The organism is Pseudomonas sp. NY15372 (genome assembly GCF_048068215.1).
In the GTDB taxonomy this organism is placed as follows: domain Bacteria; phylum Pseudomonadota; class Gammaproteobacteria; order Pseudomonadales; family Pseudomonadaceae; genus Aquipseudomonas; species Aquipseudomonas guariconensis_A.
Genome location: NZ_JBLUPY010000003.1, coordinates 130,053 through 146,018 on the forward strand (window position 1 = coordinate 130,053; position 15,966 = coordinate 146,018).

Annotated in this window: 14 protein-coding genes; 7 read left to right on the plus strand and 7 right to left on the minus strand. The window is 62.2% G+C overall.

Annotation, left to right across the window (positions count from 1 at the left end; translation table 11 throughout):
* Window positions 1–202: 202 nt before the first annotated feature.
* The 3 genes from dgcA to ACNFG0_RS03805 all read right to left on the minus strand — a co-directional run bounded on the left by dgcA (window position 203) and on the right by ACNFG0_RS03805 (window position 3,864).
* Window positions 203–2,263: a dimethylglycine demethylation protein DgcA gene (gene dgcA, locus ACNFG0_RS03795; protein ID WP_196143943.1), complete on the minus strand. Its 2,061-nt coding sequence runs from the start codon at window positions 2,261–2,263 to the stop codon at window positions 203–205.
* A 15-nt stretch (window positions 2,264–2,278) separates the two neighbouring features.
* A complete protein-coding gene (locus ACNFG0_RS03800) occupies window positions 2,279–2,809 on the minus strand; it encodes a DUF5943 domain-containing protein (protein WP_043211077.1) in 531 nt (176 codons plus the stop codon).
* Between the two features lie 77 nt (window positions 2,810–2,886).
* Complete coding sequence (locus tag ACNFG0_RS03805; RefSeq protein WP_084856366.1) at window positions 2,887–3,864, minus strand: dipeptidase; 978 nt, start codon at window positions 3,862–3,864, stop codon at window positions 2,887–2,889.
* 284 nt (window positions 3,865–4,148) lie between these two features.
* Between ACNFG0_RS03805 and ACNFG0_RS03810 the strand changes: the two genes are divergently transcribed.
* The gene (locus ACNFG0_RS03810) at window positions 4,149–4,550 is read left to right on the plus strand and encodes a lysozyme inhibitor LprI family protein (protein WP_196143942.1); all 402 of its coding nucleotides are present in this window, start codon (window positions 4,149–4,151) and stop codon (window positions 4,548–4,550) included.
* Window positions 4,551–4,750: 200 nt separating this feature from the next.
* Here ACNFG0_RS03810 and ACNFG0_RS03815 read toward each other — a convergent pair whose 3' ends face one another.
* Entirely contained in the window at window positions 4,751–5,695 is a 945-nt protein-coding gene (locus ACNFG0_RS03815) for a GlxA family transcriptional regulator (RefSeq protein ID WP_196154475.1), read from the minus strand.
* Between the two features lie 146 nt (window positions 5,696–5,841).
* On the opposite strand from ACNFG0_RS03815, the gene ACNFG0_RS03820 reads away from it, so the two are divergent.
* From ACNFG0_RS03820 to ACNFG0_RS03835, 4 genes are all read left to right on the plus strand, one after another.
* The gene (locus ACNFG0_RS03820; protein WP_196143941.1) at window positions 5,842–6,786 is read left to right on the plus strand and encodes a choline ABC transporter substrate-binding protein; all 945 of its coding nucleotides are present in this window, start codon (window positions 5,842–5,844) and stop codon (window positions 6,784–6,786) included.
* A 122-nt stretch (window positions 6,787–6,908) separates the two neighbouring features.
* Complete coding sequence (locus ACNFG0_RS03825) at window positions 6,909–7,793, plus strand: 3-keto-5-aminohexanoate cleavage protein (RefSeq protein ID WP_196143940.1); 885 nt, start codon at window positions 6,909–6,911, stop codon at window positions 7,791–7,793.
* Between the two features lie 19 nt (window positions 7,794–7,812).
* Window positions 7,813–8,778, plus strand: coding sequence for an L-carnitine dehydrogenase (locus tag ACNFG0_RS03830; RefSeq protein WP_416764038.1), 966 nt, complete (start codon window positions 7,813–7,815; stop codon window positions 8,776–8,778).
* Between the two features lie 10 nt (window positions 8,779–8,788).
* The gene (locus ACNFG0_RS03835; protein ID WP_416764039.1) at window positions 8,789–9,265 is read left to right on the plus strand and encodes a thioesterase family protein; all 477 of its coding nucleotides are present in this window, start codon (window positions 8,789–8,791) and stop codon (window positions 9,263–9,265) included.
* 13 nt (window positions 9,266–9,278) lie between these two features.
* Here ACNFG0_RS03835 and ACNFG0_RS03840 read toward each other — a convergent pair whose 3' ends face one another.
* Window positions 9,279–10,718, minus strand: a complete 1,440-nt coding sequence (locus ACNFG0_RS03840; RefSeq protein WP_416764040.1) for a hypothetical protein — start codon at window positions 10,716–10,718, stop codon at window positions 9,279–9,281.
* Window positions 10,719–11,268: 550 nt separating this feature from the next.
* Between ACNFG0_RS03840 and ACNFG0_RS03845 the strand changes: the two genes are divergently transcribed.
* Window positions 11,269–11,526 carry a hypothetical protein gene (locus ACNFG0_RS03845; RefSeq protein WP_196143937.1) on the plus strand — a complete coding sequence of 86 codons (258 nt, stop codon included), beginning with the start codon at window positions 11,269–11,271 and terminating at the stop codon, window positions 11,524–11,526.
* Between the two features lie 136 nt (window positions 11,527–11,662).
* Here ACNFG0_RS03845 and ACNFG0_RS03850 read toward each other — a convergent pair whose 3' ends face one another.
* Both ACNFG0_RS03850 and ACNFG0_RS03855 read right to left on the minus strand, forming a co-directional pair.
* Entirely contained in the window at window positions 11,663–12,769 is a 1,107-nt protein-coding gene (locus ACNFG0_RS03850; protein WP_196154478.1) for a GlxA family transcriptional regulator, read from the minus strand.
* A gap of 393 nt (window positions 12,770–13,162) precedes the next feature.
* On the minus strand, window positions 13,163–14,539 hold the full coding sequence (locus ACNFG0_RS03855) for an L-serine ammonia-lyase (RefSeq protein ID WP_196143935.1): 1,377 nt from the start codon (window positions 14,537–14,539) through the stop codon (window positions 13,163–13,165).
* A gap of 443 nt (window positions 14,540–14,982) precedes the next feature.
* Here ACNFG0_RS03855 and ACNFG0_RS03860 point away from each other — a divergent pair, with 443 nt between their 5' ends.
* Entirely contained in the window at window positions 14,983–15,930 is a 948-nt protein-coding gene (locus ACNFG0_RS03860; RefSeq protein ID WP_416764041.1) for a choline ABC transporter substrate-binding protein, read from the plus strand.
* Window positions 15,931–15,966 lie beyond the last annotated feature (36 nt).

Consider the following 15,966-nt stretch of genomic DNA (forward strand, 5'->3'; position numbering starts at 1 on the left):
CTCCCACAACAGCTGGATTCTTGCGCTGCCCTCGAGGGTGGCGCGGACCCCTGTAGGAGCGGCCTTGTGCCGCGAAAGGGTCGCCAAGCGACCCCAGCATTCCAGCAGTGCTGCAAACTTGCTGGGGCTGCTGTGCAGCCCTTTCGCGGCACAAGGCCGCTCCTACAGGGGAGCCAATCCCGCCTCTAGCGAGGCGGTGCGATCAGAAGTCCTTGCACAGGCGCAAGGCGTCGTAGATCGCCGCGTGGACGTTACGCTGGGCCACGCAGTCGCCGATGCGATACAGCAGGTAGCCTTCGCCCGGCTGGCTGAGGATCGGCTGCGGCTTGATGGCGAACAGCGCCTCGACGTCGATCTGGCCCTTGTTGCGCGAACCATCCTTCAGTGCGTAGTACAGCGCTTCGTCAGGACGCACGCCGTTTTCGATCACGACCTGGTCGACCACGCGCTCTTCCTTGGCACCGGTGTATTCGTTCTCCAGCACTGCTACCAGCTTGTCGCCCTCGCGGTAGACCTTTTCCAGCATCATGTCGCCGGTCATGATCACCTCTTTCGGGTAGACGCTACGGTAGTAGGTCGGGAAAGAGGTACCGCCCATGGCTACACCCGGCTTGATATCGTCGGTGACGATCTCGACCTGGGCGCCTTTGTCGGCCAGGAAGTCCGCGGCCGACATGCCGGTGAATTCGCAGATGGTGTCGTACACCAGTACGTTCTTGCCCGGTGCGACCTTGCCGTCGAGCACGTCCCAGCTGCTGACCACCAACCCTTCGGCGGCGCCCCAGTGCTCGTTCTGCTCGACGAACGGGTGACCGCCCACCGCCAGCACCACGACATCCGGGCGCAGGTCCATGATGGTCTCGGCATCGGCAGCGGTGCCCAGGCGCAGGTCGACCTTCAGGCGTGCCAGCTCCAGCTGGTACCAGCGGGTGATACCGGCGATCTGGTCGCGCTGCGGTGCCTTGGAGGCCGTGGTGATCTGCCCACCGATCTGGTCTTTCTTCTCGAACAGGGTCACGTCGTGACCACGCTCGGCGGCGACGCGGGCCGCTTCCATGCCGGCGGGGCCGGCACCGACCACCACCACTTTGCGCTTAGGCCCGGTGGTCTTCTCGATGATATGCGGCACGCCCATGTATTCACGGGAGGTCGCGGCGTTCTGGATGCACAGTACGTCCAGGCCTTGGTACTGGCGGTCGATGCAGTAGTTGGCACCGACGCACTGCTTGATCTGGTCGACCTGGCCCATCTTGATCTTGGCGATCAGGTGCGGGTCGGCAATGTGCGCGCGGGTCATGCCGACCATGTCGACGTAGCCGCCTTCCAGGATACGGGTAGCCTGGTTCGGGTCCTTGATGTTCTGCGCGTGCAGCACCGGGACCTTGACCACTTCCTTGATGCCGGCCGCCAGGTGCAGGAACGGCTCCGGCGGGTAGCTCATGTTCGGGATGACGTTGGCCAGGGTGTTGTGAGTGTCGCAACCCGAACCGACCACGCCGATGAAGTCGAGCATGCCGGTGGCGTCGTAGTACGCGGCGATCTGCTTCATGTCCTCGTGGCTCAGGCCATCGGGGTGGAATTCGTCGCCACAGATACGCATGCCCACGCAGAAGTCGTCACCGACCTCGGCGCGCACGGCCTTGAGCACTTCCAGGCCGAACTTCATGCGGCCTTCGAAGGTACCGCCCCATTCGTCGGTACGCTTGTTGACGCGCGGGCTCCAGAACTGGTCGATCATGTGCTGGTGCACAGCCGACAGCTCGACGCCGTCCAGGCCGCCTTCCTTCGCCCGACGCGCGGCCTGGGCGTAGTTGCCGATCACACGCCAGATCTCCTCGACCTCGATGGTCTTGCAGGTCGCGCGGTGAACGGGTTCACGGATACCGGACGGCGACATCAGGGTCGGCCAGTTGAAGCCGTCCCAACGCGAGCGACGGCCCATGTGGGTAATCTGGATCATGATCTTGGCGCCATGCTTGTGCATGGCGTCGGCGAGGTTCTGGAAGTGCGGGATGATCCGGTCGGTCGACAGGTTCACCGACGACCACCACTCCTGCGGGCTGTCGATGGCGACCACGGACGAACCGCCGCAGATGGCCAGGCCGATGCCGCCCTTGGCCTTCTCCTCGTAGTACTTGACGTAACGCTCGGTGGTCATGCCGCCGTCGGTGGCGTAGACCTCGGCGTGCGCAGTGCTGAGCACGCGGTTGCGGATGGTCAGTTTGCCGATCTGGATCGGCTGGAACATTGCTTCGAATGCCATGTCGCTTACTCCGACTTACAACGGCTTGACGATGAACAGGCCGTCGTCGTGGCCTTCTTCCGAACCACCGTAGACCTGCTCGGCAACGGTACGGATGGAGCTGCCACGGGCGGCGAGGATCTGGTCCATGGCACCGGCGAACCAGCCAGTGAACATGTAGTCGACCTTGCGGCCGCACTTGCCATAGACGTAGACGAATGCAGAGTGCTTGAGCTTGACGCTGCAGGTGCCTTTGTCCAGGTCGATGTCCTGGATCTCGAACAGGCCCCAGCCGCGCTGCGACAGGCGCTTCATGTAGTGCTCGAACACCGCGACGCCTTCCAGGCCATGGCATTCGGCTTCTTTTTCGCACCAGTGCCAGGCGGACTTGTAGCCGGCCTTGTAGAGGATCTCGGCGTAGGCGTCAGCGCCCAGCACTTCCTCGATACCGATGTGGTTGTTGACGAAGAAGTGACGCGGCACGTACAGCATCGGCAGGGCGTCAGTGGTCCATACACCGGTCTCGGTATCGACTTCGATTGGCAATTGCGGGGCGATCTTGGCCATGGAAACTCAACTCCAGAAAAATTTTTGTTCGGTTGCCCCGGCGTCACTGGCCGGGGCCTTCAGGCTCGGAGTGCGGCTTATTCGCCCCACACATCCTTGAGGACGTTTACCCAGTTCTCGCCCATGATCTTGCGCACCACACGCTCGGAGTGGCCACGCTTGAGCAAGGTCTCGGTGAGGTTCGGGAATTCGCCGACGGTGCGGATCCCCAGCGGGTTGATGATCTTCCCGAAATTGGTCAGGCGACGGGCGTAACCCTTGTCGTGGGTCAGGTACTCGAAGAAGTCCTGGCCGTGGCCCTGGGTGAAGTCGGTACCGATACCGATGGCGTCTTCACCGACGATGTTCATGGTGTACTCGATGGCCTCGGCGTAGTCGTCGATGGTCGAGTCGATGCCCTTGGCCAGGAACGGTGCGAACATGGTCACGCCGACGAAACCGCCGTGGTCGGCGATGAACTTCAGCTCTTCGTCCGACTTGTTGCGCGGGTGTTCCTTCAGGCCCGAAGGCAGGCAGTGGGAGTAGCAGACCGGCTTCTTCGATTCGAGGATGACTTCCTCGCTGGTCTTGGAACCGACGTGGGACAGGTCGCACATGATGCCGACACGGTTCATCTCGGCGACGATCTCGCGACCGAAGCCAGACAGGCCGCCGTCGCGCTCGTAGCAGCCAGTGCCTACCAGGTTCTGGGTGTTGTAGCACATCTGCACAATGCCCACGCCCAGCTGCTTGAACACTTCGACGTAGCCGATCTGGTCTTCGAACGCATGGGCGTTCTGGAAGCCGAACAGGATGCCGGTCTTGCCCAGCTCCTTGGCCTTGCGGATATCGGCAGTGGTGCGCACCGGCATGACCAGGTCGCTGTTCTCGCGGATCAGTTTCTGGCTGGAAGCGATGTTGTCGACGGTCGCCTTGAAGCCTTCCCAGACCGACACCGTGCAGTTGGCCGCGGTGAGGCCACCTTTGCGCATGTCCTCGAACAGTTCGCGGTTCCACTTGGCGATGATCAGACCGTCGATGACGATGCTGTCGGCGTGCAATTCGGCTGGGCTCATCAGGCTGTCCCCTTTTATTGAGTTTGCTCGCGCCAAACCTTGTGCCGGCGCTTTGGGGCCAGCATATGCCTGCGGCCCGAGGCGCCCCGGTGCAAAAACGACAGGGGGTTTGCCGAAAGCGTCAAAGGCCGACAAGGCGCCCTCTGGCGCGCCATACGGCGATGAGAGACGGTCTCGACAACCGCCGTTTTCGGCTTCCATGAACTTTTCATCGGGGAGCTACCAAGCAGGCCGCGGCTGAGCGAGAATCCCGGCGATTCGACAGCCTGTTGAGGAGAAAACGGATGAAATCAATGGCATGGCTGGTCCTGGCGGCCGTGGCCTTCGGCGCCCAGGCCAACGAGGACGAAAGCACACCCTGCGACAATGTCGAAAACGACACGCAAGGCTATGCCTGTGCGGCCTACAACAAGCAGACCGCCGAACGGGAGCTCGCGGCGGCCTTCGATGATCTCATCCAGCGCGTTACCGACCAGTACCCGGACGAAAACGACAAGGTGCAACAACTGACCAGCCGCCTGGAGGCTGCCCAGCGCTTGTGGACGCAGCTGCGCGATGCCGATTGCAAGGTCGAGACCTTTGCCGAGAAGCCTGGCACAAAGGCGTTCGAGTCAGCCTGGAACACCTGCCTGGCACAGCGTAGCGATGAGCGGTCGGAGTATCTGCAGTCCATCGGCCAGCAATAGGGATGCGTTGCTTGTACCGGCCCTATCGCCGGCAAGCCGGCTCCCACAAGATCTGTGCTGTTATCGCAAGCGGTGATGCGACAGGGATCTGTGGAAGATCCCCCAGCCCTTCGGGCTGCGCTGCCGCGCAAAGAACAAATGGCTGGCGCCCATCCCCTGTGGGAGCCGGCTTGCCGGCGATGGGTCTACAGGCAACACCCTCACACCGCCCTGGCCATCCGATCCTCCCGCGGGCAGCGCTCGAACCGCGCCCGGTAGCAGCGGGTGAAATACGACGCCGACTCGAAGCCGCAGGCGATGCTCACTTCCAGCACGCTCATGTCGGTCTGGCGTAACAGCTGCCGCGCCTTGTCCAGGCGCAGTCGCAAATAGAACCCACTGGGTGTGTCGTCCAGGTGCAGGCGGAACAGGCGCTCCAGCTGGCGTCGGGTGATCTGCACGCTATCGGCGAGCACCTCGGTATTGAGCGGCTGCTCGGTGTTGCGCTCCATCTCGCCGATTACCCGCACCAGCTTCTTGTTGCGAAGACCATAGCGGTTGGCGATCTCCATGCGCTGGTGGTCCTGTCGCGGACGGATACGTCCAAGCACGAACTGCTCCGACACCTGCACCGCCAGCTCGCTGCCATGGCCCTGGCCGATGAGGTCGAGCATCAGGTCGATGGACGCGGTCCCGCCAGCACAGGTGATGCGCCGGCGATCGATCTCGAACAGCTCCTGAGTCGCCTGCAATCTTGGGTAGCGCTCCTTGAACGCCTCCAGGGCTTCCCAATGCACGGTCGCCCGGTGGCCGTCGAGCAGGCCCGCCTCGGCCAGCACCATCGCACCGGTATCGATGCCGCCAAGTAACACGCCCTCATGATCCAGACGCCGCAGAGCCTGGTGCAACGCCGTGCCATAGCAGGCCAGCGGGTCGAACCCTGCGACGATCAAGAGCATGCGCACCGCCTCCTCTTCCCCCAGTACCCCATCGGCATTCACCGACATGCCATTGCTGGCCTCCACCGCACCGCCATCCAGGCTCAGCACACGCCAGCGGTACAGCGGCCCGCGGAACCGGTTGGCCACGCGCAGGGGTTCCAGGGCGCTGATGAAGCCCATGGCCGAGAAACCCGGCAACAGGAGGAAATGAATGGTTTCCGGCATCGCATGCTCCACGGCAAAAGTGGTCGCCTCCGTGCAATTGTTGGTCGCCAGGGTGCGAATTTCCACCCTGCCACCAGCGTAGCGTGTTCTCACGGCCCGCAGAGGCCGGCCCCAATAACAATATGCACTGCCGTTGGAGAGCCACCATGCACAGCTTCATCCGCCGCAGCCTGTTTTCCCTTGCCCTGAGCAGCACCCTCGCAACTCCCCTCCTCGCCGCCGAACCCGCCGTGTGCAAAGACGTGCGCCTGGGCGTGGTCAACTGGACCGACGTCATCGCCACCAGCGCCATGGCCCAGGTCCTGCTCGACGGGCTGGGCTACCAGACCAAGCAGACCAGCGCCTCGCAGCAGATCATCTTCGCCGGTATCCGCGACAAGCGCCTGGACATGTTCCTGGGCTACTGGAACCCGATCATGACCCAGACCATCACGCCGTTCGTCCAGGCGGGGCAGGTCAAGGTCCTCGACAAACCCAGCCTGGAAGACGCCCGCGCCACCCTGGCGGTGCCCAAGTATCTGGCCGACAAGGGCCTGAAGAGCTTCGCCGACATCCATAAGTTCGAGAAGGAGCTGGGCGGCAAGATCTACGGCATCGAACCTGGCTCGGGCGCCAATACCCAGATCAAGGCGATGATCGCCAAGAACCAGTTCGGCCTGGGCAAGTTCCAACTGGTCGAGTCCAGCGAAGCGGGCATGCTCGCCGCTGTCGACCGCGCCGTGCGGCGCAAGCAGGCCGTGGTGTTCTTCGGCTGGGCGCCACACCCGATGAACGTCAACCTCGACATGGTCTACCTGAGCGGCAGCCAGGACGCCCTGGGCCCTGACGAAGGCCGCGCCACGGTATGGACCGTCACCGCGCCTGACTATGCCCAGCGTTGCCCCAATGCCCACCGCCTGCTGGCCAACTTGAGTTTCAGCGCCGAGGACGAGAGCCGCATGATGCAGCCGCTGCTCGACCACAAGGACCCGCTGGAATCTGCCCGCCAGTGGCTCAAGGACCACCCCGAGGACAAGGCCCGCTGGCTCGAAGGAGTGACCACCTTCGATGGCAAGCCCGCCGCCGAGAACATCAAGCTCACCGCCAACTGACAGGTCCTCATCGCCGGCAAGCCGGCTCCCACAGAAACAGTGCTCACCAGGGTTGACCACGAACCCTGTGGGAGCCGGCTTGCCGGCGATAGGGCCAACACGGACAACAAAGGAACCCCACCATGAACCATGACGTCATCATCACCTGCGCCCTGACCGGAGCCGGCGACACCGTCGCCAAGAGCCACCTGGTCCCAGTTACCCCCAAACAGATCGCCGAGTCCGCCATCGAAGCCGCCAAGGCCGGGGCCACCGTGGTCCACTGCCATGTCCGCGACCCGCAAACCGGCCGTTTCAGCCGCGACGTGGCGCTCTACCGCGAAGTCATGGAGCGCATCCGCGAATCTGACGTCGACGTGATCGTAAACCTCACCGCCGGCATGGGCGGCGACCTGGAGATCGGCGCGGGCGAGACGCCCATGGAGTTCGGCCCAGGCACCGACCTGATCGGCCCACTGGAGCGCCTGGCCCACGTCGAAGCACTGCTGCCGGAAATCTGCACCCTGGACTGCGGCACGCTCAACTTCGGCGACGGCAATGCCATCTACGTCTCCACTCCCAGCCAACTGCGCGCCGGCGCCAAGCGCATCACCGAACTGGGCGTGAAGGCCGAGCTGGAAATCTTCGACACCGGCCACCTGTGGTTCGCCAAGCAGATGATGAAGGAAGGCCTGCTGGATGACCCGCTGTTCCAGCTGTGCCTGGGCATCCCGTGGGGTGCACCGGCCGACACCACCACCATGAAGGCCATGGTCGACAACCTGCCTGCTGGCGTCACCTGGGCCGGCTTCGGCATCGGTCGCATGCAGATGCCCATGGCAGCCCAGGCCGTACTGCTGGGCGGCAACGTGCGCGTCGGCTTGGAAGACAACCTGTATCTGGACCGTGGCGTGCTGGCCAGCAACGGCCAATTGGTCGAGCGCGCGGTGGAGATCATCACCCGCCTTGGCGCTCGCGTACTGACCCCGGCCGAAGGCCGCGAAAAAATGAACCTCAAGCGCCGCTGAAGCCATCTGGAGAATCGCCATGTCTTTCATCACCGAGATCAAGACCTTCGCCGCCCTCGGTAGCGGCGTGATCGGCAGCGGCTGGGTCGCCCGCGCCCTGGCCCACGGCCTGGACGTCATCGCCTGGGACCCGGCCCCAGGCGCCGAGCAGGCCTTGCGCAAGCGTATCGCCAATGCCTGGCCAGCCTTGGAAAAGCAAGGCCTGGCGCCAGGCGCCGCACAGGACCGCCTGCGTTTCGTGGCCACCATCGAGGAGTGCGTGCGTGACGCCGATTTCATCCAGGAAAGCGCTCCCGAGCGCCTGGACCTGAAGCTCGACCTGCACGCCAAGATCAGCGCCGCGGCCAAGCCGAACACGATCATCGGCTCGAGCACCTCGGGCCTGCTGCCCAGCGAGTTCTACGAGTCGGCCACCCACCCCGAGCGCTGTGTGGTAGGCCACCCGTTCAACCCAGTGTACTTGTTGCCGTTGGTGGAAATCGTCGGCGGTCAGAACACCGCGCCTGAGGCCATCGAAGCCGCCAAGACCATCTACACCGCCCTAGGCATGCGCCCATTGCACGTGCGCAAGGAAGTCCCGGGCTTCATCGCCGACCGCCTGCTCGAAGCCCTGTGGCGCGAAGCCCTGCACCTGGTCAACGATGGCGTGGCCAGCACCGGGGAAATCGACGATGCGATCCGCTTCGGCGCCGGCCTGCGCTGGTCGTTCATGGGCACCTTCCTGACCTACACCCTGGCCGGTGGCGACGCCGGCATGCGCCACTTCATGGCCCAATTCGGCCCAGCGTTGAAACTGCCCTGGACCTACCTGCCGGCACCGGAGCTCACCGACAAGCTGATCGATGACGTGGTCGAAGGCACCGCCGAGCAACTGGGCGAGCGCAGCATCGCCGCGTTGGAGCGCTACCGTGACGACACCCTGCTGGCGGTGCTGGACGCCGTGAAGAACAGCAAGGCACGCCACGGCATGGCCTTCGGCGACTGAGGAGATGACCATGCCTGCACTGATCACCTACCGCACCCCAGTCCAGGAGGACTGGGTCGACTACAACGGACACCTGCGCGATGCCTATTACCTGCTGATCTTCAGCTTCGCCACCGATGCGCTGATGGAGCGCATCGGCCTGGACGCGGATAGCCGCGGGCAGAGCGGCAATTCGTTGTTCACCCTGGAGTGCCACCTGAACTACCTGCATGAGGTGAAACTGGGCACCGAGGTATGGGTACAGACGCAGATCATCGGTTTCGATAAAAAGCGCCTGCACCTGTACCACAGCCTGCACCGCGCAGGCTTCGACGAAGCCCTGGCGGCGAGCGAGCAGATGCTGCTGCACGTGGACCTGGCAGGGCCGAAGTCGGCGCCATTCACGGCCACGAGCCAGGCGTTGCTGGAAAAGTTGCGCAATGACCAGCGGGACCTTCCACCCGCCGCATTTACCGGACGCGTGATCAAGCTGGGGCAAGCCGCCTGAGGGTCACGACGGATCAGAGGAAGTTCAAACCAATGATCGAAGAGGTGACGCTCTGGTCGACGTAGTCGATATAGACAATGTTGGGCTTGGACCGGTACTCCTTGGGGTACCGGTCAAGCGCGCTCGGAAGCGCCTGGTTGGCGCGCCGGGCAAGCCCCTCGACACTCGCACTGGTGGCACTCGGCGTCAGCGTCCAGGACAGCAGAAACAGATAGCCCTTGCCCAGCCCACCAACGCGCCTCCATTTGCTCAACTGGTCCTGTTGCATTCTCTCCAGGTTGGTGGTGTTGGAATATTCGTCGTACACAGCCAGTTGGCCGCCCAGCATCCCGTCCCTATAAAGATAACGGCCCCCCTCCTTCGAATGGTGCTCAATGTAGTCGAACACCATGATCGCTTTGCCACGCACGTCTCCCAGGCGCACGGTCGCCAAGTTGGTGACAGAGCCACTGCGCAAACGCTTCGAGAAGCGCCCGATGCGCTCAGCCAATAGCCGCTTGGTGATCAGCGGGTCACGCTTGTATTCACGTATCTGGGAAAACTTCAGGATGACCGTCTCGCTTGGATGATCCCTGAGAAAACCATCCACATCCGACAAGATGCTATCGATATATTGGCCACTGCAGCCGTTCGGGCTGTTCGTGCCAGTGCGATGGTACGAAACAAGTGCCCCCTTGTCGTAGTCGACACGAATATCGAAATAACGAGCACCATGATTCAACTGCCCACGTATCGTGTGCATTTGCGTCCTGGATAACGCCTTCGTAAAGCCTACATTGGGCGCACAGTTTCGGGTTTCGCCCATGCCGGCATCATGGCTCCCCGGCATGACGATCTGGTTCAACAGTTTTTCCGAACCGATGTTTCTCATCCAGCTCGCCGCATCCGCAATTCTGTAATTGCTGAATTCATATTCATTGACGCCGTTGCCACCTCGCTTCACATCCATGTAGACCTTGAGCCCGGTGTCGACATCCAGCCCTTCGACACGCACCTTGCCACCGCCGATATGGGTGCAGTGACGCCCACCGAACCACCAGTTATTGCTCGATCCCGCGTGTCCCTGGCCGAAATAGAGGTCATCGAACCTGATGGTGGCCACACGGCTGCCCAGGCTGCCCCCAGTCAAGCTGAGGCGAAGATCAACGTTAAAGGCAAAGTTCAGCTTCCCTGGCGTGTCATTGAACGTGCAGCGACCTGCCGAGACACGTTCTCTCCACCAAGAAGCCACCCCGCCTGAACCTTTACGGCCCACTTTGAATCTCAAGGAACCAGAGCTGCCGAAAGACACGCTGTTTCCGACACGGTTGTAGTTGTTCGGGTCTTGACCAGCGGTAATGGACAATTGGGTGATACGACAGCTACCACCAACGATCTGGTAGTCGTACTTTCGCTGATATTGATAATCGACATACGACGAACGGATTCTTACTTCATTATCTCTATATTTCACGGTTAGCCTTCTATTTCATGTTCCCCCGAAGCGGGGCGACCAGAAAACAAAAGCACAACAGTGAAATTAATTATGCAGCCTGCAGTTGTAGCCAACCGTCACACAATAAAAGAGCCGATAAGAGAAAAAATCGCATTCGTGCAGGGATTCTTTCGAAGGCGAGCCGAGAGGATTACCATTGACAATCGATATTTACTCCGCGCGAGCCAACAGACATTTTCCCGCCTCTGGAGCCCGCCCTGCTGCGGTCGCCGCGACCTTTGCTAGCGCCGTGAGTCTTTCCGAGTGTGCAGGCACAAAAAAAAATAACCCCGGAAAGCCGTGAGCATCCGGGGCCAAGAGCGAGCAAACATCCACTTTAACGAGTGAGGGTGACCAAGCCCTCCGTACCGTGAATGAGTTCAGTTTGCTGACTTCCCCCAGGGTGGATTTAGCCGGGAACGACCTGTTCTTAGCCAAAGCGGCCATGGCGACATTCTGCCCTTGCGGGCGTGTCGCCATGAACACAGAATCGGTCGTAAATCACAGCGGCAAACAAGGACAAGAAACCATGATGCATGCGGATTTGATTGACCAGGACGACCTGCTGGGCCACCTGCGCGCCCTGGGCTTCGAGATGCCGGCAGGCGCCACGGCCGAGCAGGCTTGCGAGGCGGTGGTACGAGGCCTGACCGAGCCCAATGCGCGGGCCCTCAAGGGTATGGTCGAACAGATGTACACCAGCAGCGCCACCATCCTCCCGGCCGTGCGCCAGGCCATCGAAAAGCAATTGCTGCCGGCATTGGCCCAGTTCAACAAGCGCACCTGACCTACCTTTTTCCAGCGAATACAAAAACCCTGTGAGAGCGGGCTTGTCCCGCGATTGCGTCAGTAGCAACAACAGTGCTGTTACTGCAGGCGCAATCGCGGGACAAGCCCGCTCCCACAGGGGTTATGCGTTCGCTTCAGAGCCTTACGCTGGCGAACGTCGACTCGTTGCGCGCCTGGCTCAGCGAAGCCATCGGGCCGCTGTGCGGGGTCAGGGCCATTGCCTGCGGGATCGGCATCATCGCCACCTGCTGCGCGGTGTTGGAACCTACGCGCTCGTCACGCGGCGGAATGCCGAAGTATTCGCGGTAGCACTTGGAGAAGTGCGGCGTGGAGACAAAGCCACACACCGAGGCCACCTCGATGATCGACATGGGCGTCTGTTTGAGCAGCTGGCGCGCGCGGATCAGGCGCAGCTTCAGGTAATAGCGCGACGGTGAGCAGTGCAGGTACTTCTGGAACAACCGCTCCAGCTGACGACGCGACACCGACACGTAAACGGCCAGTTCGTCCAGGTCGATCGGCTCTTCCAGGTTGGCCTCCATCAGCGCCACGATCTCCTGCAGCTTCGGCTGGTTGGTGCCGAGCATGTGCTTGAGTGGCACACGTTGGTGGTCCTGCTCGTTGCGGATACGCTCGTAGACGAACATTTCGGAGATCGCCGCCGACAGCTCGCGACCGTGGTCGCGGCTGATCAGGTGCAGCATCATGTCCAGCGGCGCGGTGCCGCCGGAGCTGGTGAAACGGTTGCGGTCGAGGGTGAACAGGCGCGTGCTCATGTTGACCCGCGGGAAGGCTTCCTGCATGGCCGCCAGGCACTCCCAGTGCACGCTGCAATCGAAGCCATCGAGCAGGCCGGCACAGGCCAGCGCCCAGCTGCCGGTGCACACCGCACCCAGGCGGCGCGACTGACGCGCCTGGGCCTGCAGCCAGGTGACATGTTCACGGGTGACGGAACGCTGGATGCCCACACCGCCGCAGACGATCACCGTGTCCATGGGCGGTGCATTTTGAATCGCCGCATCCGGGGTGATCTGCAGGCCATCGCTGGCCCAGACCTGGCCGCCATCGACGGTCAGGGTATGCCAGCGGTACAGCTCGCGACCGGACAGCTGGTTGGCCATGCGCAGCGGCTCGACGGCGGACGCGAGGGAAATGAGAGTGAAGTTATCCAGCAGGAGAAACCCGATGGACTGGGGGGCGGTGCGGTTCTGGGTCGGATTCCCGGAGGTGTAGGTCGTCATCGCGGATTTCTCCTCGCACAATGCAGGGTGTGCCTCAGGCAGGCACTGTTTCTTGTCATGGCCCCAGTTCGAATGCAGGGGCTTTGCCAACTTCAACGCAAACGCCGTGCCTGAAATTGAACGGCTATTCAAAAAAACCCAAAAACGACGTCGCGCTGCACGGTTTTCGGGTGTTCTCTCAGGTCCGGTGAATGAACGCAAACAGGCAAGCCAGCGCCTTTACCTGTAACGGTTGAGCAATTCGGTAGCACTTGTGGGAAGGATGCCCAGAAGCGACAGACTTAAGTGTCACCGACAATGCCCTTTCGCGTAACGACACGCGACGATCGGTAGGGGAAACGCCCGGTGCGCCAACATGCGGCATACCGGGCAAAAACGGGTGAAAATGGCGCATCAGCACTCGATGGCGCTGACCGCAAGACCGCCGCGGGATGTTTCCTTGTATTTGTCGTGCATGTCGGCGCCGGTATCACGCATGGTGCGGATCACCTGGTCGAGAGAGATGAAGTGTTCGCCATCGCCACGCAGGGCCATTTGCACCGCGTTGATCGCCTTCACCGCTGCAATGGCGTTGCGCTCGATGCACGGCACCTGGACCAGGCCACCGACCGGGTCGCAGGTCAGGCCCAGGTTGTGCTCAAGGGCGATCTCGGCGGCGTTTTCCACCTGTGGCGGGGTAGCGCCCAGCACTTCGGCAAGGCCGGCAGCCGCCATGGCGCAGGCCGAACCGACTTCACCCTGGCAGCCGACCTCGGCACCGGAAATGGACGCGTTCTTCTTGCACAGGATGCCGACCGCGGCCGCGCTGAGGAAGAAGTCCACGACGTTGGATTCGTCCACCACATCCGAGAAGCGCATGTAGTAGTGCAGCACCGCCGGGATGATACCGGCCGCACCATTGGTAGGCGCGGTGACCATGCGCCCGCCAGCGGCGTTCTCTTCGTTGACCGCCAGGGCGAACAGGTTCACCCACTCCATGGCGCTCATGGTCGAACCAATCACGTTGGGTTTGCCCAGCTCCTGCAGGCTGCGATGCAGCTTGGCGGCGCGGCGGCGAACATTCAGCCCGCCAGGCAGCGTGCCTTCATACTTGAGGCCGTTGTTCACGCATTCCTGCATGGCGTCCCAGAGCTTGAGCAGGCCGGCACGGATTTCTTCCTCGCTGCGCCAGGCTTTCTCGTTCGCCATCATCAATTGCGACACGCGCAGGTCGTTTTGCTTGCACAGCTGCAGCAGTTCGGCTGCGCTGTTGAAGTCGTACGGCAGCACGGTCTGGTCAGCGTCAAGCACGCCGCTGGCGGCCTGGGCGGCGTCGACGACGAAGCCGCCACCGACCGAGTAGTAGGTATCGCGGTGCAGTTCGCCCTGCGCGCCTTCGGCGATCAGGGTCATGGCGTTGGGGTGGTAGGGCAGGTTCTCGTCCAGCAGCAGCATGTCGCGCGCCCAGACGAACTCGACCGGCAAGCGGCCATCGAGCTGCAAGGTATTGGTTTCACGCAGCTCGGCGATGCGCGGGGCGATCACCGTGGGGTCGATGGCGTCGGGCCATTCGCCCATCAGGCCCATGACCGTGGCGTTATCGGTACCGTGGCCGACGCCGGTGGCCGACAGCGAGCCATACAGCCGCACTTCCACTCGCCGCACCTGCTCCAGCTCGCCTCGTTCACGCAGACCCTGGACGAACAGGGCGCCAGCACGCATGGGGCCAACGGTGTGGGAGCTGGAAGGCCCGACACCGATCTTGAACAGGTCGAACACGCTGATGGCCATTGTCGAATCACCTCTTGATGGGCTTGTCTGCCCGCGGCATATGGCGGGATGAGCAACTGCTAGGCTAATGACGCGGGTTGCCGCGAATGCACGCATCATCGGGCTTTTGACCCACCCCCCGCCGTCTGCAACCGACGTACTTTTGTCCAGCAACGCCGCCCTGTCCGGGTCACATGACCGCCGTTTTCAGAGGGCCTGGCGACGCAAAAACACCCGGCGGTGGGTGGAAAAATCCATATGCGACCTTGCCCTTACTGGATGCGACCCGTCCTGTACTGGTTACGACCCCACCAGTAGGCGATTGCCGAACGCTGGGGGATTATCGAAAGCGACTCGTAATACACGGCCTCGCAACCTGCCCTCTGCAGGCCTGGTCGACCGGAGCCTAGAGAAAGCCCGGCGCCCCGCGGGAAACCCGAAGAAAAAATCACAGGAGTCCACCCATGAAAGGTTCACCCTCGCTCTTGCTGGCCGCAATGCTCGCACCCCCCCTACTGGCTCAGGCCGTGGAGCCCGAGCAGTGCCAGACGGTGCGGTTCTCGGATGTCGGCTGGACCGACATCACCGTGACCACCGCCGTCACCAGCGTTGTCCTCGAAGCTTTGGGCTACAAGACCCACACCAACATGATCTCGGTGCCGGTGACCTACAAGTCGCTGGCCGCCGGCAAGGACCTGGACGTGTTCCTCGGCAACTGGATGCCGACCATGGAGAACGACATCAAGCAGTACCGTGACGCCGGGACGGTCGAGACGGTGCGCGCCAACCTGGAAAACGCCAAGTACACCCTGGCGGTCCCCCAGGCGCTGTACGACAAGGGCTTGAAGGACTTCGCCGACATTCCCAAGTTCAAGAAGGAGCTGGGCAGCAAGATCTACGGCATCGAGCCTGGCAACGATGGCAACCGCACCATCCAGAGCATGATCGACAAGAACGCCTTCGGCCTGAAGGACGCCGGCTTCAAGCTGGTCCAGTCCAGCGAGGCGGGCATGCTGTCGCAGGTGGACCGTTCGCAAAAACGCGGCGAGGCGGTGGTGTTCCTGGGCTGGGAACCGCACCCGATGAACAAGCGTTTCAAGATGCAGTACCTGTCCGGTGGGGATGACTTCTTCGGCCCCGAGTTCGGCAAGGCGACCGTGCTGACCAATACCCGCAAGGGCTACACGCAGGAATGCAGCAACGTTGGCCAGTTGCTGAAGAACCTGTCGTTCACCCTCGACATGGAAAGCACCCTCATGGGTAACGTCCTGGACGACAAGATGAAGCCAGAGGCTGCCGCCAAGGCGTGGCTGAAGAACAACCCGCAAGTGCTCGACACCTGGCTGGCCGGGGTGACGACCGTGGATGGCAAACCGGGGCTGGAGGCGGCCAAGGCCAAACTGACGCAATAAAACAAGGATGCAGTAGCAATTGGCACTACCTCGGGG